The 22,638-nt window shown below is 64.3% G+C and carries 18 protein-coding genes; 11 read left to right on the top strand and 7 right to left on the bottom strand.

Annotated elements, in window-relative coordinates:
• Position 1 precedes the first annotated feature (1 nt).
• Complete coding sequence (locus BRA1253DRAFT_RS27305) at positions 2-895, top strand: hypothetical protein (RefSeq protein ID WP_007599727.1); 894 nt, start codon at positions 2-4, stop codon at positions 893-895.
• Between the two features lie 14 nt (positions 896-909).
• On the opposite strand, the gene BRA1253DRAFT_RS27300 is transcribed toward BRA1253DRAFT_RS27305, so the two are convergent.
• From BRA1253DRAFT_RS27300 to BRA1253DRAFT_RS27275, 6 genes are all read right to left on the bottom strand, one after another.
• A complete protein-coding gene (locus BRA1253DRAFT_RS27300; RefSeq protein WP_007599725.1) occupies positions 910-1,683 on the bottom strand; it encodes an SDR family NAD(P)-dependent oxidoreductase in 774 nt (257 codons plus the stop codon).
• 125 nt (positions 1,684-1,808) lie between these two features.
• Positions 1,809-2,951 (bottom strand): pimeloyl-CoA dehydrogenase small subunit, encoded by a 1,143-nt coding sequence (gene pimD / locus BRA1253DRAFT_RS27295; RefSeq protein WP_007599724.1) that lies wholly within the window; start codon positions 2,949-2,951, stop codon positions 1,809-1,811.
• A 186-nt stretch (positions 2,952-3,137) separates the two neighbouring features.
• Positions 3,138-4,328, bottom strand: a complete 1,191-nt coding sequence (gene pimC, locus BRA1253DRAFT_RS27290; RefSeq protein WP_007599723.1) for a pimeloyl-CoA dehydrogenase large subunit — start codon at positions 4,326-4,328, stop codon at positions 3,138-3,140.
• Between the two features lie 132 nt (positions 4,329-4,460).
• Positions 4,461-5,648 carry an acetyl-CoA C-acyltransferase gene (locus tag BRA1253DRAFT_RS27285; RefSeq protein WP_007599722.1) on the bottom strand — a complete coding sequence of 396 codons (1,188 nt, stop codon included), beginning with the start codon at positions 5,646-5,648 and terminating at the stop codon, positions 4,461-4,463.
• Entirely contained in the window at positions 5,645-7,339 is a 1,695-nt protein-coding gene (gene pimA, locus BRA1253DRAFT_RS27280; protein WP_007599717.1) for a dicarboxylate--CoA ligase PimA, read from the bottom strand. The genes BRA1253DRAFT_RS27285 and pimA overlap by 4 nt, the downstream gene beginning before the upstream one ends.
• Before the next feature lie 205 nt (positions 7,340-7,544).
• Positions 7,545-9,641 carry a 3-hydroxyacyl-CoA dehydrogenase NAD-binding domain-containing protein gene (locus BRA1253DRAFT_RS27275; protein ID WP_007599715.1) on the bottom strand — a complete coding sequence of 699 codons (2,097 nt, stop codon included), beginning with the start codon at positions 9,639-9,641 and terminating at the stop codon, positions 7,545-7,547.
• A gap of 128 nt (positions 9,642-9,769) precedes the next feature.
• Between BRA1253DRAFT_RS27275 and BRA1253DRAFT_RS27270 the strand changes: the two genes are divergently transcribed.
• The 10 genes from BRA1253DRAFT_RS27270 (at position 9,770) to BRA1253DRAFT_RS27225 (ending at position 21,998) form a co-directional block, all read left to right on the top strand.
• Entirely contained in the window at positions 9,770-10,636 is an 867-nt protein-coding gene (locus tag BRA1253DRAFT_RS27270) for an IclR family transcriptional regulator (protein ID WP_007599713.1), read from the top strand.
• A 66-nt stretch (positions 10,637-10,702) separates the two neighbouring features.
• On the top strand, positions 10,703-11,500 hold the full coding sequence (locus BRA1253DRAFT_RS27265; RefSeq protein WP_007599710.1) for an ABC transporter ATP-binding protein: 798 nt from the start codon (positions 10,703-10,705) through the stop codon (positions 11,498-11,500).
• The gene (locus BRA1253DRAFT_RS27260; RefSeq protein WP_007599709.1) at positions 11,497-12,210 is read left to right on the top strand and encodes an ABC transporter ATP-binding protein; all 714 of its coding nucleotides are present in this window, start codon (positions 11,497-11,499) and stop codon (positions 12,208-12,210) included. Before BRA1253DRAFT_RS27265 ends, BRA1253DRAFT_RS27260 begins: the two co-directional genes overlap by 4 nt.
• A 12-nt stretch (positions 12,211-12,222) precedes the next feature.
• The gene (locus tag BRA1253DRAFT_RS27255) at positions 12,223-13,101 is read left to right on the top strand and encodes a branched-chain amino acid ABC transporter permease (protein WP_007599708.1); all 879 of its coding nucleotides are present in this window, start codon (positions 12,223-12,225) and stop codon (positions 13,099-13,101) included.
• 2 nt (positions 13,102-13,103) lie between these two features.
• Positions 13,104-14,120: a branched-chain amino acid ABC transporter permease gene (locus BRA1253DRAFT_RS27250; protein WP_007599707.1), complete on the top strand. Its 1,017-nt coding sequence runs from the start codon at positions 13,104-13,106 to the stop codon at positions 14,118-14,120.
• Between the two features lie 31 nt (positions 14,121-14,151).
• Positions 14,152-15,387 carry an ABC transporter substrate-binding protein gene (locus BRA1253DRAFT_RS27245; RefSeq protein ID WP_007599706.1) on the top strand — a complete coding sequence of 412 codons (1,236 nt, stop codon included), beginning with the start codon at positions 14,152-14,154 and terminating at the stop codon, positions 15,385-15,387.
• A 120-nt stretch (positions 15,388-15,507) separates the two neighbouring features.
• The gene (locus tag BRA1253DRAFT_RS27240) at positions 15,508-16,734 is read left to right on the top strand and encodes an ABC transporter substrate-binding protein (RefSeq protein ID WP_007599705.1); all 1,227 of its coding nucleotides are present in this window, start codon (positions 15,508-15,510) and stop codon (positions 16,732-16,734) included.
• A gap of 239 nt (positions 16,735-16,973) precedes the next feature.
• Positions 16,974-18,203, top strand: a complete 1,230-nt coding sequence (locus tag BRA1253DRAFT_RS27235; protein WP_007599704.1) for an ABC transporter substrate-binding protein — start codon at positions 16,974-16,976, stop codon at positions 18,201-18,203.
• Positions 18,204-18,396: 193 nt separating this feature from the next.
• Positions 18,397-19,680 (top strand): glycerate kinase, encoded by a 1,284-nt coding sequence (locus BRA1253DRAFT_RS27230; RefSeq protein ID WP_007599703.1) that lies wholly within the window; start codon positions 18,397-18,399, stop codon positions 19,678-19,680.
• A 221-nt stretch (positions 19,681-19,901) separates the two neighbouring features.
• Positions 19,902-21,998, top strand: coding sequence for a bifunctional diguanylate cyclase/phosphodiesterase (locus BRA1253DRAFT_RS27225; RefSeq protein WP_007599702.1), 2,097 nt, complete (start codon positions 19,902-19,904; stop codon positions 21,996-21,998).
• A gap of 59 nt (positions 21,999-22,057) precedes the next feature.
• Here the strand turns inward: BRA1253DRAFT_RS27225 and BRA1253DRAFT_RS27220 are convergent, their stop codons facing one another.
• Positions 22,058-22,579: a MarR family winged helix-turn-helix transcriptional regulator gene (locus BRA1253DRAFT_RS27220; RefSeq protein ID WP_007599701.1), complete on the bottom strand. Its 522-nt coding sequence runs from the start codon at positions 22,577-22,579 to the stop codon at positions 22,058-22,060.
• Positions 22,580-22,638 lie beyond the last annotated feature (59 nt).

Here is a 22,638-nt window from a genome sequence, read left to right as displayed (position 1 = left end):
CATGCAGCAGGATTTTTCGCTTTCATGGCTGATCAAGTGCGCGGTGGCGGCAGCCGCGCTGCTGCTGGCCTGCGCCTTCACCACGGCGCGCTTCGGCTCGGCCCTGCAGCAGCCGGCGGTCACGACCCGCGGCGGCAGCCTCGTCAGCCTCAACCGCTATGTGCGGGATCCCACGCCTGATATCGTGCTGGTCGGCAGCTCGGTCGCCTGGCGCCTCAAGGAGGAGTATTTCTCGCCGCCGCGCGTCCGCAATCTTTCGCTGGCGGGCGGCTCACCGGTGACGGGTCTCGAGATCGTCGCGAACCGACCGACCCCGCCGAAGATCGTGCTGATCGAGACGAATGTCCTGACGCGCGAGCCGGATAGCGCGCTGATCGAGAAATTTTCCGGCGGCGCGCGCACCGAAGCGCTGCTGCTGCGCCCGGTGCGAACAGCGGTCGCGGGCTATGAAAGCTGGAAACACGGTGAACCCGATCCCGCCCGGGCGCGCGCCGAGCGGGATCGCCTGCTCAGCCAGCCGCCGGGCACGTTCGACAACAAGGTCTATCTCGACCGCGCGCTGGAGCAGATGAACGAAGCTGACCCGACCGTGCCGGTACGCGCGAATGTGGTCCACGTCAGACAGCTCATCGAGGAACTGCAGCGGCGCGGCACCCGCGTGTTTCTGATTCACGTTCCGTTTGCGCCGGAGATCGAAGGCTCGCGCATGGTCCGGATCACCAACGAGATCGTCGACGAAGCCTTCCCGGATCGCGCGCTTTGGCTGCCGATCGATCCGCCGCGACGCGAGCTGCGTTGGGACGACGGCGTGCATCTCGACGAACGTTCGGCCCTGATCGTCGTACGCGCCATCGAGAGCGCCATCGAACGCACCTTGGCCGAGCGCCGCCCGTAGCGGAGGAGCGGCGGCTACGGCGCCGCCGTGGTCACGCCGCCGTCGATGACGATGGTCTGTCCGGTCATGAAGCTCGAAGCATCCGAGGCGAGGTAGGCCACCGCGCCTGCGATTTCGTCGGGTTCGCCGATGCGGCGCAGCGGGGTGGTGGCGGTGCGGCGCTTTAGATTTGCTTCGTCTTCCCACAGCGCGCGGGCAAAGTCGGTCTTGACGAGGCCGGGCGCGATGCAGTTGACGCGGACGCCTTTCGGGCCCCATTCGCCGGCGAGCGAACGACACAGCGCGAAGTCAGCGGCTTTCGAGATGCCGTAGGCGCCGATCACGGTCGAACCGCGCAGGCCCCCGATCGAGGAGATGATGACGACGGAGCCGTTGCCGCGCTCGGCCATCTGCGGGATCGCCAGCGCGGAGAGCCAGATGTTGCTCTTGACGTTCGAGCCCATGATCTTGTCGAAGGCTTCGTCGGTGATGTCGAGCAGCGGGCCGTAATACGGGTTGACGGCGGCGTTGCAGACGAGGATGTCGATCTTGCCGTAGTGCTTGATCGTGCCCGCGATCAGCGCCTCGACCTCTTGCTTGCGCGCAATGTTGCAGGGGATGACGGTTGCCTCGCCGCCGGCCGCCTTGATGCCGTCGGCGACGTCCTGGCAGGCATCGGCCTTGCGCGAGGAGACCACGACTTTGGCGCCGAGCTTTGCGAGCAGTTCGGCGGAAGAGCGGCCAATGCCGCGGCTGGAGCCGGTGACCACGGCGACCTTGCCGGTGAGATCGAACGGGGTGTTTTTCATTGTTGTTGCTCCGTTGAGGCCGCGTACTCCGTCATTGCGAGGAGCGTAGCGACGAAGCAATCCAGACCGTCTCCGCGGAAAGACTCTGGATTGCTTCGCTTCGCTCGCAATGACGGTGGAGAGCCCTAGATCAACCCGCCACCATCCGCCACGCGGCGCTGATGGTAGTCGGTGTCGCCGAACGAGTTCTCGATCATGGTCAGGCGCTTGAAGTAATGGCCGATCTTCGCCTCCATGGTCATGCCGATGCCGCCGTGGAGCTGGATCGCCTGCTGCCCCACGAACTTCAGCGACTTGCCGATCTGCACCTTGGCCGCGGCAACGGCGTTGCTGCGCTCCTTGGCGTCCTCGAAATCAGCAGCCATGGTCGCGAACATCGACATCGATCGCGCCTGCTCGGTGGCGACGAACATGTCGGAGGCGCGGTGCTGCAGCGACTGAAACGAGCCGATCGCGACACCGAACTGCTTGCGCGTCTTGATGTACTCGACCGTGGTCTTGAGCGACTCGTCCATCAGGCCGACCGCTTCGGCGCAGAGCGCGATGCGGGCTTCGTCGACCACACGCTCGATCAGCGCGAGCGAATCGTCGGGATTGCCGAGCGCCGCGTCGGCACCGACCTCGACGCCGGTGAAGGTGATGTCGGCGGCGTGCAGGCCGTCCTGGGTCGGATACGACTTCTTGGCGACGCCCTTGGCGTTGGCCGGCACCAGGAACACGCCGATGCCGCTCTTGTCGCGGCGCTCGCCCCTGGTGCGCGCGGTCACGATGAGGGTGTCTGCGTTCTCGCCGTTGAGCACGACGAACTTCTCGCCGTCGATGACCCAACCATCACCCCTCTTCTTCGCCGTCGTGGTGACGTCGAAGAGATCGTACCGCGAGTTCTTCTCGAGCTGCGCAAAGGCGAGCGTCTTGCTGCCGTCGACGATGCCGGGCACATGCGCGGCCTTCTGCGCATCGCTGCCTGCATGGCGCAGGAAGCCGCCGCCGATCACGACGGTCGCGAGATAAGGCTCGAGCACCAGCGCCTTGCCGAGCGCTTCCATCACGATCATGGTCTCGACGCCGCCGCCGCCGAAGCCGCCATCGGCCTCCGCGAAGGGCAGACCGAGCAGGCCCTGCTCGGCGAGTTTGCCCCAAACGGCTTTGCTCCAGCCGCCCTTTTCCTTCATGTACTTCTTGCGGCTCTCGAAATCGTAGGAATCGGTCAAGAGGCCGTCGATGCTTTCCTTGAGAAGCCGCTGCTCCTCGTTCAGATCAAAATCCATGTCTCTCTCCAAATCGGCGGGATTGCCCTGCCGTCGCCTCACCCTCAAATGTCATCCCCGCCTTGTGCGCAATTGCGCACTGGGGCGGGGATCCAGTAAACGCAGCGGCCCGTCGTACTCATGACCGCCGCGGCGTACTGGGTCCCCCGCCTTCGCGGGGGACGACAGCGTCCTGTATTCAATCGATCACAGCCCCAGCACCGCCTTGGCGATGATGTTGCGCTGGATCTCGTTGGAGCCGCCGTAGATCGAGACCTTGCGGTTGTTGAAGTAGCTCGGCGCGATCTGGGCGGTCCAGTCCATGGCTTCGTTCGAGCCGTCGTCGCCGTGCACGTCGTAGGGTGCCGCGAACGGGCCGATCACTTCCATCAGCAGTTCGGTGGTGGTCTGCTGGATCTCGGAGCCCTTGATCTTCAGCACTGACGACGCCGGATTGGGCTTGCCCTTGCCATGCTTGCCTTCGTCGGCGACGACGCGGAGCTGCGTCAGCTCGAGCGCCTTGAGCTCGATCTCGCAGGCCGCGAGCTTGTCGCGGAAGGCCGCGTCCTGGATGATCGGCTTGCCGCCGGATTCGACCTTGCCGGCGAGGTCGCGGATGCGGCGCAGCCGCTCCTTGGAGACGCCGACGCGGGCGATGCCGGTGCGCTCATTGCCGAGCAGGAATTTCGCGTAATCCCAGCCCTTGTTCTCCTCGCCGATCAGGTTCTCGTAGGGCACTTCGACGTCGTCGAAGAACACTTCGTTGACCTCGGCGCCGCCGTCGATGGTCTGGATCGGGCGCACGGTGACGCCCTTCGACTTCATCGAGAACACGATGAAGGAGATGCCCATCTGCTTCTTGGCGGACGGGTCGGTGCGGCAGAGGCAGAAGATCATGTCGGCGTGCTGGGCGAGCGTGGTCCAGGTCTTCTGGCCGTTGATGATCCACTTGTCGCCCTTGCGCTCGGCCTTCGTCTTCAGCGAGGCGAGGTCGGAGCCGGAGCCGGGCTCGGAGAAACCCTGGCACCACCAATCGTCGACATTGGCGATGCGGGGCAAATACCGCTTCTTCTGCTCTTCATTGCCGAAGGTGTAGATCACGGGACCGACCATGCTGACGCCGAAGGCGAGCGGCTGCGGCGCCGGATAGGACTGCAGCTCCTCGTTGAAGATGTAGTGCTGCACGGAGGTCCAGCCGGTGCCGCCATATTGCTTGGGCCAGTGGCTGACGCCCCAGCCCTTCTTGTTGAGGATGCGCCACCACGTCACCATCTCGTCCTTCGAGAGGTGGCGGCCCTCGACCAGCTTGCGCCGGGTATCCGGCGGCACGTTGTCGCGGAAGAATGACCGCACTTCCTCGCGAAACGCCTGCTCTTCTTTCGTGAATGCGAGATCCATCGGATCCTCCTGTTTCCTCGTCGTCCTGGCGAAAGCCAGGACCCATTACTACCGGCCTTCGTTATGCGAAGGCTGTCTGAGCACCACACTCCGGCTGCGGAGTATGGGTCCTGGCTTTCGCCAGGACGACGGCTACTGCAACACCTCAAAAAGCCCCGCCGCGCCCATGCCGCCGCCGACGCACATGGTGACGACCGCGTACTTCGCCTTGCGGCGGCGGCCTTCGATCAGAGCGTGGCCGGTGAGGCGCGCGCCCGACATGCCGTAGGGATGGCCGACCGCAATCGCGCCACCGTCGACGTTGATCTTGTCGGGGTCGATGCCGAGCTTGTCGCGGCAATACAGCACCTGCACCGCGAAGGCTTCGTTGAGCTCCCACAGGCCGATGTCGTCGACGGTGAGGCCATGACGCTTGAGCAGGCGCGGCACCGCGAACACCGGGCCGATGCCCATCTCGTCCGGCTCGCAGCCGGCGGAGACGAAGCCGCGGAAGATGCCGAGCGGGTTCAGCCCGCGCTTCGCCGCTTCCTTGTCGCTCATGATCACGCTCGCGCTGGCGCCATCCGAAAGCTGGCTGGCATTGCCGGCGGTGACCGAAAATCCCTCGCCGCGCACGGCCTTGAGGCCGGCGAGACCTTCAGCGGTGGTCTCGGGGCGCGGGCCCTCGTCCTGCGAGAGCGTGACGTCCTTGAACGAGACTGCACCGGTCGCCTTGTCGGTCACCGCCATCCTGGTGGTGATCGGCGCGAGTTCGTTCCTGAACTTGCCGCCCTGCTGGGCCGCGGCCGTGCGGCGCTGGCTCTCCAGCGAATATTCGTCCTGCTTCTCGCGCGAGATGCCGTAGCGCTTGGCCACGATTTCGGCGGTGTCGATCATTGGCATGTAGACCTCGCCTTTGATCTCGAGCAGCGCCGGGTCCTGCGCATGGAAGCCGTTCATCTTGTCGTTCTGCACCAGTGAGATGGACTCGCCGCCGCCGCCGACGGCGATCTCGACGCCGTCGAAGATCACCGAACGCGCGGCGAGCGCGATCGCCTGCAGGCCCGAGGCGCATTGCCGGTCGATGGTGGTGCCGGCGACCGTGACGGGGAGACCGGCACGGAGCAGCGCCTTGCGCGCGATGTTGCCGCCGGTCGCGCCCTGTTGCAGCGCTGCGCCCATCACGACGTCCTCGACCTCTTTGGGGTCGATCTTGGCGCGCGCGACGGCTTCGCCGATGGCGTGGCCGAGCAGGGTTGCGCCCTCGGTGGCGTTGAGCGCGCCGCGATAGGCCTTCCCGATCGGGGTGCGGGCGGTGGAAACGATGACGGCGTCGGTCAAGAGCGATCTCCTGATGCAAGTCGGGTGACAAGTTGGGCGGATTGTGATGGTTTCTGCTGCTGGCGCAACTCATGGCGCGACAGCTTTCCGACCGGCGTGCGCGGCAGATCGTCGACGAATTCGACCTCCGCCGGCAATTCGTGCCTGCCGAGCTTGCCGGCGAGCTGCGCGCGCAGCTCGTCGAGCGAGAACGGCTTTGCGCCGGGCCTGAGCTTGATGAAGGCTTTTGCGGCCTCGCCGCGATACGAGTCGGGAATGCCGAGCACGATCACCTCGTGCACGCCTGGTAGGGTGTAGATCGCCTGCTCGATCATTTGCGGATAAACGTTGAAGCCGCCGGAGATGATCATGTCCTTCTTGCGGTCGACCAGGAAGAAATAGCCGTCGCTATCGACATAGCCGATGTCGCCGGTGACGAAGCGGCCGTCGACGAAGGCCTCCGCGGATCCCTCGGGCTTGTTCCAGTAGCCCATGGTGACGTTCGGGCCCTTGATGCGGATCTCGCCGACTTCGCCCGGCGGCAGCACTTTTGTGGGATCTTCCAGGGAAACGACGTCGAGCTCGATGCCGGGCAGCATCAGGCCGATCGAGCCCGGCTTGTCAGGGCCTGTGGGCGGATGGCCGGTGCCGGGCGAGCAGGTCTCGGTCATGCCCCAGCCGCTCTTGAGCTTCTTGCCGACCTTGCGCTCGAAGAAACTCGCAATCTCCACCGGCAGCGGCGCGCCGCCGGAGCCAATGGTGCTGAGCGAGGAGAAGTCGCGCTTGTCGAGATCCGGGAGCGCTGCAATCGCGATCCACATCGTCGGCACGCCCGGGAAATAGGTCGCGCGCTTGACCTCGATGTCGCGCATCACGGCTTCGACATCGAAGCGCTGATGCAGCGAGATCAGATAGCCGCGGCGGAGCGAGCACAGCAGCACGAGGGTCAGCGCATAGATGTGGAACAGCGGCAGCACGCCGATCACGCGCTCGACCACGTCGCCACGCGCGGCTCGGGACGGCTTGCCCCAGATGTCGAAGATCGACACCGCCGAGGTGAGGTTGCCGTGCGTCAGCATGGCGCCCTTGGGCAGACCGGTGGTGCCGCCGGTATATTGCAGCAGCGCGACGTCGTCGATCGTCACGGATGGCCACTGCGCCGGTGCGGTCGCGCCCTCGACAAAGGCCTTGAAGGTGACGATGCGGGGATCATTGGGGATCGCGGCCTGCGGCGTGCCGACCTTGCCCCAACTGTCCTCCTCGCAGACGACCAGGCGGTCGATCAGGCCCTTTTCCAGGAATTTCAGCGCGGTCGGCAGCAGCGCCGCGAGGTTGGTGGTGACGAGCAGGCGCGAACCGGAATCGGAGACCTTGTGGGTCAGCGCGATCTCGCCGTCGAGCGGTGAGAGATGCGCGACACGGGCGCCGGCCTTCAGCGCGCCGAAGAAATTGACGGGGTGGTCCGGCGTATTGCCGAGGAACAGCGCGATGGATGTGTGCTTGCCGCAGCCGGCGCGCAGGAACGCGGCAGCCGCACGCTCCGCCATCGCGGCGAGTTCGGTGTAGGTGATCGGACGATCCCGGAATTCCAGCGCGGTGCGCGGTCCGTACTCTGCCGCGGCTTTTGCCAGCAGTTCAGGCAGCGGGCCCTGGACGATGGTGTCGTCCCAGCGCACGCCTTCGGGATAAAACTGTTCGCCGGGATGGGTCATCAACGATCAATGCTCTGCAAACGTAAGGCGGGTACGGACAGACGGGCTCCCTTCCCCCTTGTGGGGAAGGGTTGGGGAAGGGGGTGCCACGAACTCGGACCTCGCCCGGGGCTACCCCCCTCCCTGACCCTCCCCCACAAGGGGGGAGGGAACGGAGAGAGCGTTGCCCTGGCGAAGGTGTTCGCGGTCACCGAGCCCAATCCAATCACGCCGCCTTTGATGTCGCGGCCAATGACGCGAAGGTCTTGCCTTCGGCCGCGAGCTTCTTCAGCAGCGGCGCGGGCTCGAGGCTGGGGTCGTTGGTCTCCTTGGCATAGAAAGAGAGACGATCGGCGATGTGCTTGAGGCCGACGGTGTCGGCCCAGAACATCGGGCCGCCGCGGTAGATCGGCCAGCCGTAGCCATAGAGCCAGACCACGTCGATATCGGACGGGCGCGCGGCAATGCCTTCTTCCAGGATCTTCGCGCCCTCGTTGATCATCGGATACATCATGCGCTCGAGGATCTCGTCGTCGCTGACGACGCGCTTCTTGCGGCCCAAACGAAGCAGCGTCTCGTCGATCAGCTTCTCGACTTCGGGATCGGGCAGCGCCGAACGGGAGCCGGCTTCGTATTTGTAATAGCCCTTGCCGGTCTTCTGGCCGAAGCGCCCGGCTTCACAGAGCGCATCCGCGATCTCCGACTTGATGCCGCGGTCCTTGCGCGAGCGCCAGCCGATGTCGAGGCCGGCGAGGTCGCCCATCGCGAACGGCCCCATCGGCATGCCGAACTTCGTCACGACGGCGTCGACCTGCTGCGGCAGCGCGCCTTCGAACAGCAGTTTCTCCGACTGCTTGCCGCGCTGGGCCAGCATGCGGTTGCCGACAAAGCCGTCGCAGACACCGACCACGGCCGGCACCTTTGCGATTTTGCGTGCGATCGAGACAGCCGTGACGAGGGCATCGGGCGCGGTCTTGTCGGCGCGCACGATCTCGCACAGTTTCATGACGTTGGCGGGCGAGAAGAAGTGCATGCCGAGCACGTCCTGCGGCCGCTTGGTCGACTTCGCGATCTCGTCGATGTTCAGGTACGAGGTGTTGGAGGCGAGCACGGCGCCCGGCTTGACGTACTGGTCGAGCTTGCCGAACACTTCCTTCTTCACTGCCATGGTCTCGAACACGGCTTCGATGACGAGGTCGGCGTCGCCGACGTTCTCGATGCCCACGACGCCGTTGATCAGCGCCATGCGCTTGGCGGGCGCGTCCGCCGGGATGCCGCCGCGCGCCGCGGTCGCTTCCCAGTTCTTCTGCATGATGCCCATGCCGCGCTTGAGCTGCTCCTCGCCGGTCTCGATCAGAGTGACGGGAACGCCGGCATTGGCAAAGGACATCGCGATGCCGCCGCCCATCGTGCCGGCGCCGAGGATGGCGACGCGGTTCACGGGCCGCGGCTTGGTCCCCTCAGGAACGCCGGCGATCTTGCTGGCCTCGCGCTCGGCGAAGAAGGCATAACGCTGCGCCTTGGACTGATCGCTGGCGACGAGCTTCAGGAAGCCCTCGCGCTCCTTCTTCAGCCCTTCATCGAATGGCAGGTCGATGGCGTAGCCGACGGCGTCGGCCGCCGCAAACGGCGCTTCCAGGCCGCGTGACTTCTTGGTCATGGCCGCGACCGCATTGGTGAAGATCGAGCGGTCGGCCTTGGCCGCCGCGATCTTGGAGTCGTCGTCACGCAGGCGGCGCAGCGGACGCTTTTCAGCCAGCAGCTTTCGTACGAAGGCTTCGCCTCCGGCGGCGGGGCCCTCGACGATCTCCTCGATCAGACCGTTCTTCAGCGCTTCCGCAGCGCCGATCGGATCACCGCCGACGATCATCTTGACCGCGAGCTCCGGTCCGACTGCGCGCGGCAGGCGCTGGGTGCCACCGGCGCCCGGCAGCAGGCCGAGCTTCACCTCGGGCAGGCCGAGCTTGGCTTCCTTCACCGCAACACGGAAATGACAGGCGAGCGCGACCTCGAGGCCGCCGCCGAGCGCGGTGCCGTGGATCGCGGCGACGACCGGCTTCGGTGAATTCTCGATCTCGGAAAGCACGTCGTTGAGGGCGGGCGGCTTCGGCGGCTTGCCGAATTCGGTGATGTCGGCGCCTGCGATGAAGGTACGGCCGGCGCAGGTCAGCACGATGCCCTTGATGGCGGGATCGGCGACCGCGGCCTTGATGCATTCCAGAATTCCGCCGCGAACCGCGGCGCTCAGCGCGTTGACCGGAGGGCTGTCGACCGTGACGATCCCGACTTCGTCATGACGCTCAAACTTGACCACTTCGCTCACGGTGTCCCTCCTTGGTGGGGTAACTTTTGTTCAATTTCGCACTGCGGAATTTAATTCCGCATCTTGACGGCAGGGTTATTTTGAAGCACGTGGCTTGTCAACGACTCCGCGCAAGAAGCAGATCAGGGATGAAGCGTACAGGAAAGAAGACAGCGACCGATCGGAATTTCGTCGTCGCGCTTTCCCGCGGGCTAGACGTATTGCGCGCATTCCAGCCCAGCGACGGACTTCTTGGCAATCAGGAAATCGCGGCCCGTACCAATTTGCCCAAACCGACCGTTTCGCGGCTGACCTATACGTTGACGAAGCTCGGCTATCTGACGCCGGTTCCCCGCTTCGAGAAATATCAGCTTGCGCCGGCCGCGATGGCGCTCGGCTACGCCGCGTTGTCCAATCTCGGCGTTCGGCATTTGTCCGAACCGTTCCGCGAGGAAATGATGCGCGCGACCGGCGGAGCCGTTGCCGTCGGCGGCCGCGACCGTCACAGCATGATCTATTTCGGGCAAAGCCGCGGCAGCGAGACGGTCGGCGTTCAACTTGACGTCGGCTCCCGCGTGCCGATTGCAACCAGCGCGATGGGCCGCGCCTATTTTTGGGCGCTCGAGGAAAACGATCGGGCGGAACTGTCTCGTGTCTTGCGCGAACATTACGGCAGCCGCTGGCCCAAGATGCGCGACGGTTTGGAACGCTCCGGCGAGACGGTCGCGAAATACGGATTTGCGATTTCGGTCGGCGACTGGCACGACGATATCGGCGCCGCCGGCGTCGCGCTCAGGCTCAACGACGGAACCGGTCCTTACGCATTCAATTGCGGCGCGCCGGCATTCCGCTTCACGGAAGAGCGTTTGATCAACGACATTGGACCGCGTCTGCTTGCGATGGTAAGGAACATCGAAGCGGCACTTGGGGGTCTGATGCCGCATTCCAAAAAAGACGTCAGCAAAAAGCTGAAATCAGGAGGGAAAGTTGCGCGTGTGGCCGAGGGGATCAGATAGCCTTTGTCGTCATCGGGAGCGGTTCACATCGCCCCTTCGCTCACTGAACACAGTGGGCGAGACGAGATGACGCAGGCACAGCTCGCGCAGGGGACATCGCCCCTGCTCGCGGTTCGCGACGTCAGCGTCGTGTTCGGCGGCATCGTCGCGCTCAACGGCGTGTCCTTTGACATGCACAAGGGCCAGATCCTCGGCTTGATCGGCCCTAACGGCGCCGGCAAGACCACGCTCTTCAACTGCCTCTCGCGGCTGTACCAGCCGTCGTCCGGCGACATCCTGATGGAGGGCGCGAGCATCCTGACGCGCCCGCCGCACCGAATCGCGGAGATCGGCATCGGCCGCACCTTCCAGAACGTGGCGCTGTTTCCGAATTTGTCGGTGATGGACAATGTCCGCGTCGGCACCCATGCCCGCACCTCCAGCGACATCATCAGCGACTCGCTGCGGCTGGCCTGGGTTCGCCGCAGCGAGAGCGACGTCAACAAGAAGGTGCATGAGATCCTCGCCTATCTCGACCTCGAGGATGTCGCCCACACCGTCGTGTCGGGCCTGCCGTTCGGCACGCAGAAGCGCGTCGAGCTGGCGCGCGCGCTCGCTGCCGATCCGAAGATCCTGCTGCTCGACGAGCCCGCCGGCGGCCTCAACCACGAGGAAGTCTACGTGCTCGGCGACCTCATCCGCCGCATCCGCGACGAACGCCATATGACCGTGCTGCTGGTCGAGCATCACATGGGCCTCGTGATGTCGATCGCCGACCACGTCGTCGCGCTGAATTTCGGCAAGAAGCTCGCGGAAGGCACGCCGGCCCAGGTGCAGGCGGATCCCGACGTCATCAAGGCCTATCTCGGGAGCAAGGACCAATGACGACGCTGCTCAACGTCAAGGACCTGCGCGCCTATTACGGCCAGGTCCAGGCGCTCCACGGCCTGTCCTTCTCGCTCAGCGAGGGATCGCTGACCACGCTGCTGGGGGCCAACGGCGCCGGCAAGACCACCACGCTGCGCGCGATCTGCAACATGGTGCGCTCGACCGGCGGCATCGAGTTCGACGGCAAGCCGCTGAACAACCGCTCCACCGAGAGCATCGTGCGGTTCGGCATCGCCCATGTGCCGCAGGGCCGCGGCACCTTCACCACCATGACGGTGGAGGAAAACCTCCAGCTCGGCGCCATCACTCGCAAGGACAGCGCCGGCATCGTCTCCGACATCGAGCGCATGTATGCGCATTTCCCGGTGCTCAAGCAGCGGCATACGCAGCAGGCCGGCACGCTCTCGGGCGGCGAGCAGCAGATGCTCGCGGTCGCCCGCGCCCTGATGCTGCGGCCGCGGCTAATGCTGCTGGACGAGCCCTCGTTCGGACTGGCGCCGCTAGTCGTGCGCGACCTGTTCGGCATCCTCGGCAAGATCAATCGCGAGGACAAGGTGTCGATCCTGGTGGTCGAGCAGAACGCCCAGCTCGCGCTCGAGCTCGCCGACCAGGCCTATGTGATCGAGACCGGGCGCATCGTGATGTCGGGCAACGCCAAGGACATCGCGAACAACGAAGAAATCCGCAAATCCTACCTGGGTTACTGAGGAGCCGGCGCGATGGAGCTGTTCACCAACCAAGTGCTGGCCGGTATCGCCACGGGCGCGATCTACGCCTGCATGGCGCTCGCCGTGGTCATGATCTATCAGGCGATCGACCATCTCAACTTCGCCCAGGGCGAGATGGCGATGTTCTCGACCTTCATCTCCTGGCAGCTGATGCAATGGGGCATCCCGTATTGGGCCGCCTTCGTGATCACGCTGGCGTTGTCCTTTGTCGGAGGCATCGCAATCGAGCGCATCCTGTTCAAGCCGCTCGCCAAGGCGCCGGTGCTGACCAACGTCGCCGGCTTCATCGCGCTGTTCGCGATCATCAACTCCTCGGCCGGTCTGATCTGGGACTTCACCATCAAGCAGTATCCGACCCCGTTCGGCTCCTCGCCGTTCCTCGGCAGCCAGCTGATCTCGACCCACCAGGCCGGCATGATTGGCGTCACCGTGCTGCTGCTGCTCGGCCTCTACTTCTTCTTCCAGTACACCAAGATCGGCCTCGCCATGCGCGCGGCCGCCTCCGTGCCTGAATCGGCCCGGCTGGTCGGCATCAACACCAGCTGGATGATCGCGCTGGGCTGGGGCATGGCGTCCGCGATCGGTGCGATCGCCGGCATGCTGATCGCACCGGTCGTGTTCCTCGAGCCCAACATGATGGGCGGCGTGCTGATCTACGGCTTCGCCGCGGCGGTGCTCGGCGGATTGACCAGCCCGTTCGGCGCCGTGGTCGGCGGCTTCCTGGTCGGCGTCTTCGAAAACCTCGCCGGCACCTACATTCCCGGCGTCGGCAACGAGCTGAAGCTTCCGATCGCGCTCGCGCTGATCATTTCCGTCCTGGTCGTCAAACCCGCTGGCCTGTTCGGCCGGCAAATCGTCAAGCGAGTTTGATCATGAGCGCTGCAGAAGACGTCGTCACGGAAGCCCCGGCCGTCGAGGCGGTTCCGAAGCGGGCGATGACGCTGGGCACGGGCACCTCCCTGCTAGTGCTGGCGGTGCTGTTGATCGTGCCGATGTTCGTCAAGAACTTCATCATCTTCCAGATGACGATGCTCCTGATCTACGGGCTCGCGGTGCTGGCCTTGAACATTCTGACGGGCGGCTCCGGCCAGTTCTCGCTCGGCCAGAGCGCCTTCTATGCCGTGGGCGCTTATACGTCGGCGGTGCTGATGGAGTACTTCAACGTCAACTATGCGCTGACAATTCCGGTTTCCGCCGCGGTCTGCTTCGCCTTCGGCTACCTGTTCGGCAAGCCGGCACTGCGGCTGTCGGGCGTCTATCTCGCGCTCGCGACCTTTGCGCTTGCCACCGCGATGCCGCAGCTGCTGAAGCTGAACTTCCTCGAGCACTGGACGGGCGGCGTGCAGGGCCTCGTCGTCACCAAGCCCGACGCGCCGTTCGGGTTGCCGATGTCGCAGGACACATGGCTCTACTACTTCTCGCTCGCGGTCGTGCTCGCGATCTACATCTTCTCTGTCAACCTGCTGCGCTCCCGCTCGGGCCGCGCCTTCATGGCGATCCGCGACAACGAGATCGCGGCCTCCTCGATGGGCGTCAACGTCGCACTGTACAAGACACTGGCCTTCGGCGTGTCCGCCGGCATCACCGGCGTTGCCGGCTCGCTTGGCGCCATCGCCGTGCAGTTCGTCGCGCCCGACAGCTACACGATCACGCTGGCGATCTCGCTGTTCCTCGGCATGGTCGTCGGTGGCGTCGGCTGGCTGCCCGGCTCGTTCGTCGGCGCAGCCTTCATCATCTTCGTGCCGAACATGGCAGAGGGCATCTCCAAGGGCCTCTCCGGCGCCGTATTCGGCGTACTCCTGTTCGCCGTCATCTACCTGGTGCCGCACGGCGCGAGGCAGATCGCGATCATGGGCCAGCAACTCGTCGGCCGGCTCAGAAAGAACTGACAACCCGTTGATTAAGCCAAGGAGACCCGAATTGTTTTTTGAAAGAACACTGCGAACCGCTGCGCTGGTGACGGCAACGGCGGTCATCACTCTCACCTCCGGCGCCGCATTCGCCCAGAAAAAATACGACACCGGCGCGTCCGACACCGAGATCAAGATCGGCAACATCATGCCGTACAGCGGTCCGGCCTCGGCCTATGGCATCATCGGCAAGACCGAAGAAGCCTATTTCAAGATGATCAACGACAAGGGCGGCATCAACGGCCGCAAGATCAACTTCGTCACCTATGACGACGGCTATTCGCCGCCGAAGGCCGTGGAGCAGGTCCGCAAGCTGGTCGAGAGCGACGAAGTGATCGTCGTGTTCAACCCGCTCGGCACGCCCTCGAACAGCGCGATCCAGAAGTATTTGAACGCCAAGAAGATCCCGCAGCTGTTCGTCGCCACCGGCGCCACCAAGTGGAACGACCCGAAGAACTTCCCCTGGACCATGGGCTGGCAGCCCTCCTACCAGAGCGAAGCGCAGATCTACGCGAAATGGCTGTTGAAGGAAAAGCCCGACGCCAAGATCGCGATCCTCTATCAGAACGACGATTTCGGCAAAGACTACCTCAAGGGCACCAAGGACGGCTTGGGCGCCAAGGGCGCGTCCATGATCATCATGGAAGAAAGCTACGAGGTGTCCGAGCCCTCGATCGACGGTCACATCGTCAAGATCAAGGCGGCCAATCCCGACGTCCTGCTGATCTACGCGACGCCGAAATTCGCGGCCCAGACCATCAAGAAGACCGCCGAGCTGAGCTGGAAGCCGCTGCAGATCCTCACCAACGTGTCGATCTCGGTCGGCAGCGTGATGAAGCCGGCCGGCTTCGAGGCCTCGCAGGGCGTGCTGTCGGCGGCCTATGCCAAGGACTCCACGGACCCGCAGTGGGCCAACGACCCCGGCATGAAGAAGTGGAACGAGTTCGTCGACAAGTACATGCCGGGTGCCGACAAGTCCGACACCAGCATGGTCTATGGCTACGGCGCAGCGTCGACGCTGGCCAAGGTCCTGGAGATGTGCGGCGACGATCTGACCCGGGCCAACATCATGAAGCAGGCGGCCTCGTTGAAGGATTTCGCACCGGACACCTTGCTGCCCGGCGTCAAGATCAACACCGGCCCCACCGACTTCGCCCCGATCGCGCAGCTCCAGATGCAGCGCTTCAAGGGCGAGAAGTGGGAACTCTTCGGCGAGATCATCAGCGGCGACATCGCCACCGAGTGACGCTCTGACGCAATAGTCCGACACCTCGAGAAGCCCCCGCGAACGATCGCGGGGGCTTTTTGTTGACGTCCCGCATCAATCTTGTTCAATGCGGCGGCGATCCGTTCCGGGTGGAGAAAGATGACTGCCGTTCGATTTCAGGTTGCGGGCGTACTGGCCGCATTCGCATTGTGCACTGCGATGGGCAGCCCGGCACTGGCGCAGAAGAAATACGACAGCGGCGCTTCCGATACCGAGATCAAGATCGGCAACATCATGCCCTATAGCGGCCCGGCCTCCGCCTACGCGGCGATCGGCAAGGCCGAGGAAGCCTATTTCAACAAGATCAATGCCGAGGGCGGCATCGGCGGCCGCAAGATCAAGTTCATCTCCTACGACGACGGCTATTCGCCGCCGAAGACGGTGGAGCAGGCCCGCAAGCTGGTCGAGAGCGACGGGGTGCTGCTGATCTTCGGCTCGCTCGGCACCTCCACCAACGGCGCCATTCGCAAATACATGAACGAGAAGAAGGTGCCGCAATTGTTCGTGGCGAGCGGCGCTTCGAAGTGGAACGATCCGAAGCAATATCCCTGGACCATGGGCTGGCAGCCGAGCTACGCGAGCGAGGCGCGCATCTACGCCAAGTACATCATGAAGGAGAAGCCGGACGGCAAGATCGGCGTGCTCTACCAGAACGACGATTTCGGCAAGGACTATCTCAAGGGGCTGAAGGACGGCCTTGGGCCCAAGGCCTCGATGATCGTGCTGGAAGATGGCTACGACACCTCGGAGCCGGCGATCGACGAGCACGTCGTGAAATTGAAGGCCTCCGGCGCCGACATCTTCGTCAGCATCACCACGCCGAAATTTGCAGCGCAAGCGATCAAGAAGGCGGCCGAGATCGGCTGGCATCCGGTCCACATCATCTCCAACGTCTCGGCTTCCGTCGGCGGCGTGCTCGAGCCGGCGGGGCTCGAGATCTCGCAAGGCATCCTGTCGGCGAGCTACACCAAGGACGGCTCCGACCCGCAATGGAATGCCGATGACGGCATGAAGAAGTTCTACAACTTCCTCGCCAAATACGATCCCAAGGCCAACAAGCTCGATGCCGGCGTGGTGTTCGGCTATGCCGCCGCGCAGACCATGGTGAAGGTGCTGCAAATGTGCGGCGACGACCTCACCCGCGACAACGTCATGAAGCAGGCGGCAAGCCTGAAGGATTTCGAGCCCGACACCCTGTTGCCCGGCATCAAGATCAACACCGCAGCCGATAATTTCGCCCCGATCGAGCAGCTCCAGATGATGCGGTTCAAGGGTCGGAAATGGGAGCTGTTCGGGGACATCATCTCGAGCGAGCTCGGCCACTGAAGCCACGCAACTCAAACTCGCTCCAGATCGGTTCGTCAACTCAGACGGATGCACCTTCTCGCAGTCGCACACGAGCGCGCGGGCGCCCCTGACTACTAAAGAAGCAGCCCCTGCGCCCCCGCCGCAGGGGCTTTCTGTTGAAGGCGTCCGGTAAATCGTATTGAATTGCGGCTGCGTCACCAAAAACAGGCAACACAAGAAAAGGGACGCGCACACACCAAGAAAATAGGGAGATAGGAATGCCCGCTGTCACCGGCAAACTTGCGGCCGCGTCACTCGCGCTCGCGCTCATTGCGGCCTCGGCCTCCACTGCATCGGCCCAGAAGAAATACGATACCGGCGCGACCGATACCGAGATCAAGATCGGCAACATCATGCCCTACAGCGGACCGGCCTCCGCCTACGGCATCATCGGACGGACGGAAGCGGCCTATTTCAAGAAGATCAACGACGAAGGCGGCATCAACGGCCGCAAGATCAACTTCATCAGCTACGATGACGCCTACTCGCCGCCGAAGACGGTGGAGCAGGCGCGCAAGCTGGTCGAGAGCGACGAGGTGCTGTTCATCTTCAACTCGCTCGGCACGCCGCCGAACTCCGCGATTCACAAATACATGAACTCGAAGAAGGTGCCGCAGCTCTTCGTCGCGACCGGCGCCACCAAGTGGAACGACCCGAAGGATTTCCCCTGGACCATGGGCTGGCAGCCCAATTACCAGAGCGAGACGCAGATCTACGCGAAATGGCTGCTCAAGAACAAGCCGGATGCCAAGATCGCCGTGCTGTTCCAAAACGACGATTACGGCAAGGATTATCTCAAGGGCCTGAAGGACGGCCTCGGCGCCAAGGCCGCGTCGATGATCGTCATGGAGGAGAGCTACGAGACCTCCGAGCCGACCATCGACAACCACATCGTCAAGCTGAAATCGACCGGCGCCGACGTCTTCATGAACATCACGACGCCGAAATTCGCGGCGCAGGCAATCAAGAAGAATGCCGAGATCGGCTGGAAGCCGCTGCACTTCCTCAACAACGTCTCGGCGTCCGTCGGCAGCGTGCTCAAGCCCGCCGGGTTCGAGAACTCGCAGGACATCATCTCCGCCGACTACCTGAAGGACATTTCGGATCCGGCGTGGAACAGCGATCCCGGCATGAAGGACTTCGTCGCGTTCATGAACAAGTACTTTCCGGACGGCGACAAGCTCGACCATGGCACCATCGTCGGCTACGGCGTGGCGCAGACCCTGGTCCAAGTCCTCAAGCAGTGCGGCGACGATCTCACGCGCGCGAACGTCATGAAGCAGGCCGCCAGCCTGAAGAACTTCCGCACCGAAGTGCTGCTGCCGGGCGTGCAGATCAACACCTCTCCGACCGACTTCGCGCCGATCAGCCAGCTCCAGCTCGAGAAGTTCAAGGGCGACAAGTGGGAGCTGTTCGGTGACGTGATCAGCGCCGACGTCGGCGGCTAACCGCCTGATACCCACGACGATGAAAACCCCCTGCGAACCATCGCAGGGGGTTTTTGCTTGCGCGTCGATTATGATCACGCGATTGCACAATCGAATGATGGTGAAGCCGGCTTACGCTTTGGCGCATGATGCGGTAGGCAGGTGAGCGGCGCGTTTGCCGCCAGTCTTTCCTGTCCGCTCAAGGCCCTTCGTCATGTCCGATCGACGCCCCCTGCTCCGCGCGCTCTACGACGCCGCCGTTGCCGCCGCTCATCCGAGCACGATTCTGGCGCCGCACCTGCGGCCCGCGCCAAGGGGACGCGTGATCTGTCTCGCCGCCGGCAAGGGCGCGGCCGCGATGGCCGCCGCCGCCGAGCGGCATTATCTCGACGCGCTCGGGCTCGCACCGGAACGCCTGGTCGGCATTGCCACCACGCGCCACGGCTACGGCGTGCCGACCCGCCGCATCCGCGTGGTCGAGGCCGGTCATCCCGTGCCTGACGAAGCCGGCCTGAAGGGCGCGGCCGATACGCTCGCGCTCGCAGCCGAGGCAGGGCCGGACGATTTGCTCCTGGTGCTGCTCACCGGCGGCGGCTCCGCGAACTGGATCGCGCCCGTGGACGGCATCAGCTTCGCGCAGAAGCAGGCGGTCAACAAGGCGCTGCTTCGCTCCGGCGCGCCGATCGGCGAGATGAATGTCGTGCGCAAGCATCTGTCGCGGATCAAGGGTGGGCGGCTGGCGCGCGCGGGCAAAAATGCCGCCGAGATCGTGACGCTCGCGATCTCCGACGTGCCGCATGACGATCCCTCCGCGATCGCCTCCGGTCCGACCGTGCCCGATCCGACCACGCTCAATGATGCGCGCGCCATCGTCACCAAATACAAGCTCGATATCGACGATGCCGTCCGCCGCGCGCTGGATGACCCCGCCAACGAAAGCTGCAAGCCCGGTGATGCCGCCTTCGCGCGCGCGCATTTCGAATTGATCGCACGCCCGAAGCAATCGCTCGACGCCGCGGTGAAACTCGCGCAGGAGGCCGGTTACGAGACGATCGATCTCGGCGCCGACCTCGAAGGCGAGGCCCGCGACGTTGCCGCCGCTCATGCCAGGCTGGCGCTTCAGGCCCGCGCGGAAGGCAAGCGCGTGGCGATCCTCTCCGGCGGCGAGCTCACGGTCACCGTGCGCGGCCAGGGCCGCGGCGGCCCGAACCAGGAATACGCGCTGGCGCTCGCCGGCCTCTTGAAGGACACGCCTGACATCTCCGCGCTCGCCGGCGACACCGACGGCGCCGATGGCGGCGCCGGCCACCCCACCGACCCCGCCGGCGCGCTGATCGACGCGGCGACGTTCGCGAAGATGAGGGCGCAGGGGCTGCAGCCGCAGGCCTATCTCGACAACAACGATGCGACGACGTTCTTCGAGGCGACGGGCGACCTGTTGCTGCCGGGTCCCACGCTGACCAATGTGAACGATATCCGGGTGATCCTGGTCGACTGATCGGGCGGCATCGCCATCCCGCCGGCACCGCGCGCGGTTCGGCGGGACGACATGGTTAACGATCTCTGAATTCTTGTCGGCGTCCTCTTTTCCAGGGGGCGGGCATCGCCGCCCTTAACCTCGCGTTCGCCCAGTTTCAGGAACATGTCCCGAAACTGGGCGAATTGTTGGGCTGATTCACCACCGCCTGCTCTAATCGGGTCGTTTCGGGGGCAAGGCGCATGGCGGAGAATGATCAGGAGGTCGCAAGCATTGATCCGCTCGTGCTCGGCGAGCTGCTCAAGTGCGCCGCCAATAATCTGTGGCTCGGGATCATCCTGTTCGGCAGCGACCGCAGGGTCATTTTCTGCAATCCGCGCTACCGCGAGATGTACGCGCTCTCGCCCGAGCAGGTGCACCCGGGCACGCCGATCAAGGACCTGATCCAGCATCGGCTCGAACTGGGCCTGAACATCGGCGGAGAAGCCGGCGCCTATGTCCGTGCCCGCACCGAGGGTTCGGTCGTCAGCGAGCAGACGGTTCAGCAGTTCGCCGACGGACGAATCATCGCCTACACCATCCATCCCCTGCCCGACGGCGGCGGCATGGCGACGCACGAGGACATTACAGAGCGCGAAGAGCTCAGTGCGCGGCTACAGGAACGCAATTTCCAGTTCGACATCGCGATCAACAACATGTCGCAGGGACTTTGCTTCTTCAGCGCCGACCATCGGCTGCTGGTCTGCAACACGCACTATATCGAAATGTACGGCCTGCCGCCCGACCGCGTTCGTCCGGGCACGCCGCTCCAGGAGATCCTCGACCTGCGCTTCGAAGCCGGCAGCGTGCCGACAATGACGCGGGAGGAATACGCCACATGGCGGACCGATGTCGCCACGTCGGCCGAGGCCATGGACAGCATCGTCGAGATGCGGAACGGGCGGACCTTCAAGATCAGGCACCGACCGATGCCCGATCTCGGATGGGTCGCGACCCACGAAGACATCACCGAGCAGCGCAAGGCGGAATTGCAGATCGCGCATATGGCGCACCACGACGCGCTGACGGACCTCGTCAATCGCGCCCTGCTCGGTCAGCGCCTCAAGCAGGCGCTCGAACAGGGTGGGATGTTCGCGATCCACCACATCGATCTCGACAAGTTCAAGGCCGTCAACGACACCCTTGGCCACCAGGCCGGCGACATCCTGCTGCAGGATGTCAGCCGCCGCCTCAAGCAGCTCGCCCGCGACAGCGATACCGTCGCGCGTATGGGTGGCGATGAATTCGTCATCCTCCAGTCGCCGATCTCCGATTCGAACGAAGCGGACACGCTGGCGCGTGATGTTGTCATCGCCCTGAGTGCTCCGTTCGGGCTCGACGGACATCAGGCTATTGTGGGCGCGAGCGTCGGGATCGCCATTGCGCCCGGCGACGGCTCGACGCCCGAGCAACTCCTGCACAATGCCGATCTGGCCCTGTATCGCGCGAAAAGCGACGGCCGCGGCATGCACTGCTTCTTCGAACCGGCCATGGGCGAAGAGGCGCAAAGCCGCCGCGCGCTGGAGCAGGACCTGCACAACGGCCTTGCCGCCGGCGAGTTCGAACTGCACTACCGGCCGGTCGTGAAGACCGACGGCGGCGAGATCAGCGGCTTCGAAGCCTTGATCCGCTGGCGACATCCACGACGCGGACTGGTCGCGCCGAACAGCTTTATCCCGCTTGCGGAAGAGATCGGCCTGATCGTGCCGATCGGTGAGTGGGTGATCCGGCAGGCCTGTGCCACTGCAAGCCGGTGGCCGGACCATCTGCACGTCGCCGTCAATATCTCGGCGGTGCAATTCCGCCAGCCGGGCCTGACCGAGGTGATCGTCGGCACCCTGGCGGCCTCTGGCCTCGATCCGCGGCGGCTGGAGATCGAGATCACGGAAAGCGTTTTGCTGCAGGACAGGCATGGGACGCTGACGACGCTGCACCAGCTCCGGGCGCTCGGCATCAAGGTCGCCATGGACGATTTCGGCACCGGTTATTCGTCATTGACCTATCTGCAATGCTTCCCCTTCGACAAGATCAAGATCGACCGGTCGTTCGTCAGCGGCGTGGAAAACAATGCGGCATCCCTCAGCATCGTGCGCGCGGTGGCGGCGCTGGCGCGCGGAATGGGCATGACGACGACGGCGGAGGGCGTGGAGACCGCGGAGCAACGGGACCGGATCGCAGCGGAGGGCTGCACCGAAATGCAGGGCTATTTGTTCGGCCCGCCCTTGCCCGCCCTGGAAATCGAGCGCCGCTTCCTGTCCGCGAAAACACCTGCCATGCCCGACCGGTTCGCTGCGGCGTAACCGCCGCCAGCCCGCCCGCGCTTCCGGGTTTGATGCCCGGTCGCCGGGGCAATCAACCGTCAAAACTCGTTGGCGATCTTCGAGAGCATCCCGAGCAGGGCTGCGCGATTGGACGGCCCGAGCAGCTCGTTCAGCCGAGCCTCGTGCTTGGTGGCGACGAGCTTCTTGGCGCGGGCCAGCACGGCCTTGCCCTTGTCGGTCAGCACCAGGATGTGCGAGCGGCGGTCGTTGGTGGAGCGGATCCGCGCGCAAAGGTCGCGGCTCTCGAGATTGTCGAGCATCGCCACGAAGTTCGGGCGCAGGATGCCGAGGGTGGAGGCGATCTCGGTCTGGTTACGGCCGGGGTTTTTCTCGACCAACAGCAGCACTGAGAACTGCGCCGGCGTGAGCTGGAGCGAGGCCATGCAGCGCAGGAAGTTCTCGAACACCTTGAGCTGTGCCCGCTTCAGGACATAGCCGAGCTGCTCCGAGAGCTCGCCGAGCTGGAGGGCTTCGCCAGGCCCGTCGGCCGCGTCCTTGCGGCCCTTGGCGGTCTCGGCGGGTTTTTCAGAGGACTTTTCAGCGGTTTTGGAAACGGTCATCGCCTCATGCTCGCAATCCCGTTAAGTTCGGGAGGATCGTTCGCCACTCTTGATGTTAT

It is taken from the genome of Bradyrhizobium sp. WSM1253, from assembly GCF_000244935.1.
Classification (GTDB): Bacteria; Pseudomonadota; Alphaproteobacteria; order Rhizobiales; family Xanthobacteraceae; genus Bradyrhizobium; species Bradyrhizobium canariense.
The sequence above is the reverse complement of the archived record's forward strand: the minus strand, read 5'-3'. Positions and strand labels throughout refer to the sequence as shown.

Excerpts from the sequence above, each read along its gene's own strand:
- BRA1253DRAFT_RS27300 (WP_007599725.1), bottom strand. The coding sequence starts at position 1,683 with ATGAAAAACACCCCGTTCGATCTCACCGGCAAGGTCGCCGTGGTCACC.
- BRA1253DRAFT_RS27230 (WP_007599703.1), top strand. The coding sequence starts at position 18,397 with ATGTCCGATCGACGCCCCCTGCTCCGCGCGCTCTACGACGCCGCCGTT.
- BRA1253DRAFT_RS27235 (WP_007599704.1), top strand. The coding sequence starts at position 16,974 with ATGCCCGCTGTCACCGGCAAACTTGCGGCCGCGTCACTCGCGCTCGCG.
- BRA1253DRAFT_RS27220 (WP_007599701.1), bottom strand. The coding sequence starts at position 22,579 with ATGACCGTTTCCAAAACCGCTGAAAAGTCCTCTGAAAAACCCGCCGAG.
- BRA1253DRAFT_RS27225 (WP_007599702.1), top strand. The coding sequence starts at position 19,902 with ATGGCGGAGAATGATCAGGAGGTCGCAAGCATTGATCCGCTCGTGCTC.
- BRA1253DRAFT_RS27260 (WP_007599709.1), top strand. The coding sequence starts at position 11,497 with ATGACGACGCTGCTCAACGTCAAGGACCTGCGCGCCTATTACGGCCAG.
- pimC (WP_007599723.1), bottom strand. The coding sequence starts at position 4,328 with ATGGATCTCGCATTCACGAAAGAAGAGCAGGCGTTTCGCGAGGAAGTG.
- BRA1253DRAFT_RS27255 (WP_007599708.1), top strand. The coding sequence starts at position 12,223 with ATGGAGCTGTTCACCAACCAAGTGCTGGCCGGTATCGCCACGGGCGCG.
- BRA1253DRAFT_RS27270 (WP_007599713.1), top strand. The coding sequence starts at position 9,770 with ATGAAGCGTACAGGAAAGAAGACAGCGACCGATCGGAATTTCGTCGTC.
- BRA1253DRAFT_RS27240 (WP_007599705.1), top strand. The coding sequence starts at position 15,508 with ATGACTGCCGTTCGATTTCAGGTTGCGGGCGTACTGGCCGCATTCGCA.
- BRA1253DRAFT_RS27265 (WP_007599710.1), top strand. The coding sequence starts at position 10,703 with ATGACGCAGGCACAGCTCGCGCAGGGGACATCGCCCCTGCTCGCGGTT.
- pimD (WP_007599724.1), bottom strand. The coding sequence starts at position 2,951 with ATGGATTTTGATCTGAACGAGGAGCAGCGGCTTCTCAAGGAAAGCATC.
- BRA1253DRAFT_RS27250 (WP_007599707.1), top strand. The coding sequence starts at position 13,104 with ATGAGCGCTGCAGAAGACGTCGTCACGGAAGCCCCGGCCGTCGAGGCG.
- pimA (WP_007599717.1), bottom strand. The coding sequence starts at position 7,339 with ATGACCCATCCCGGCGAACAGTTTTATCCCGAAGGCGTGCGCTGGGAC.
- BRA1253DRAFT_RS27305 (WP_007599727.1), top strand. The coding sequence starts at position 2 with ATGCAGCAGGATTTTTCGCTTTCATGGCTGATCAAGTGCGCGGTGGCG.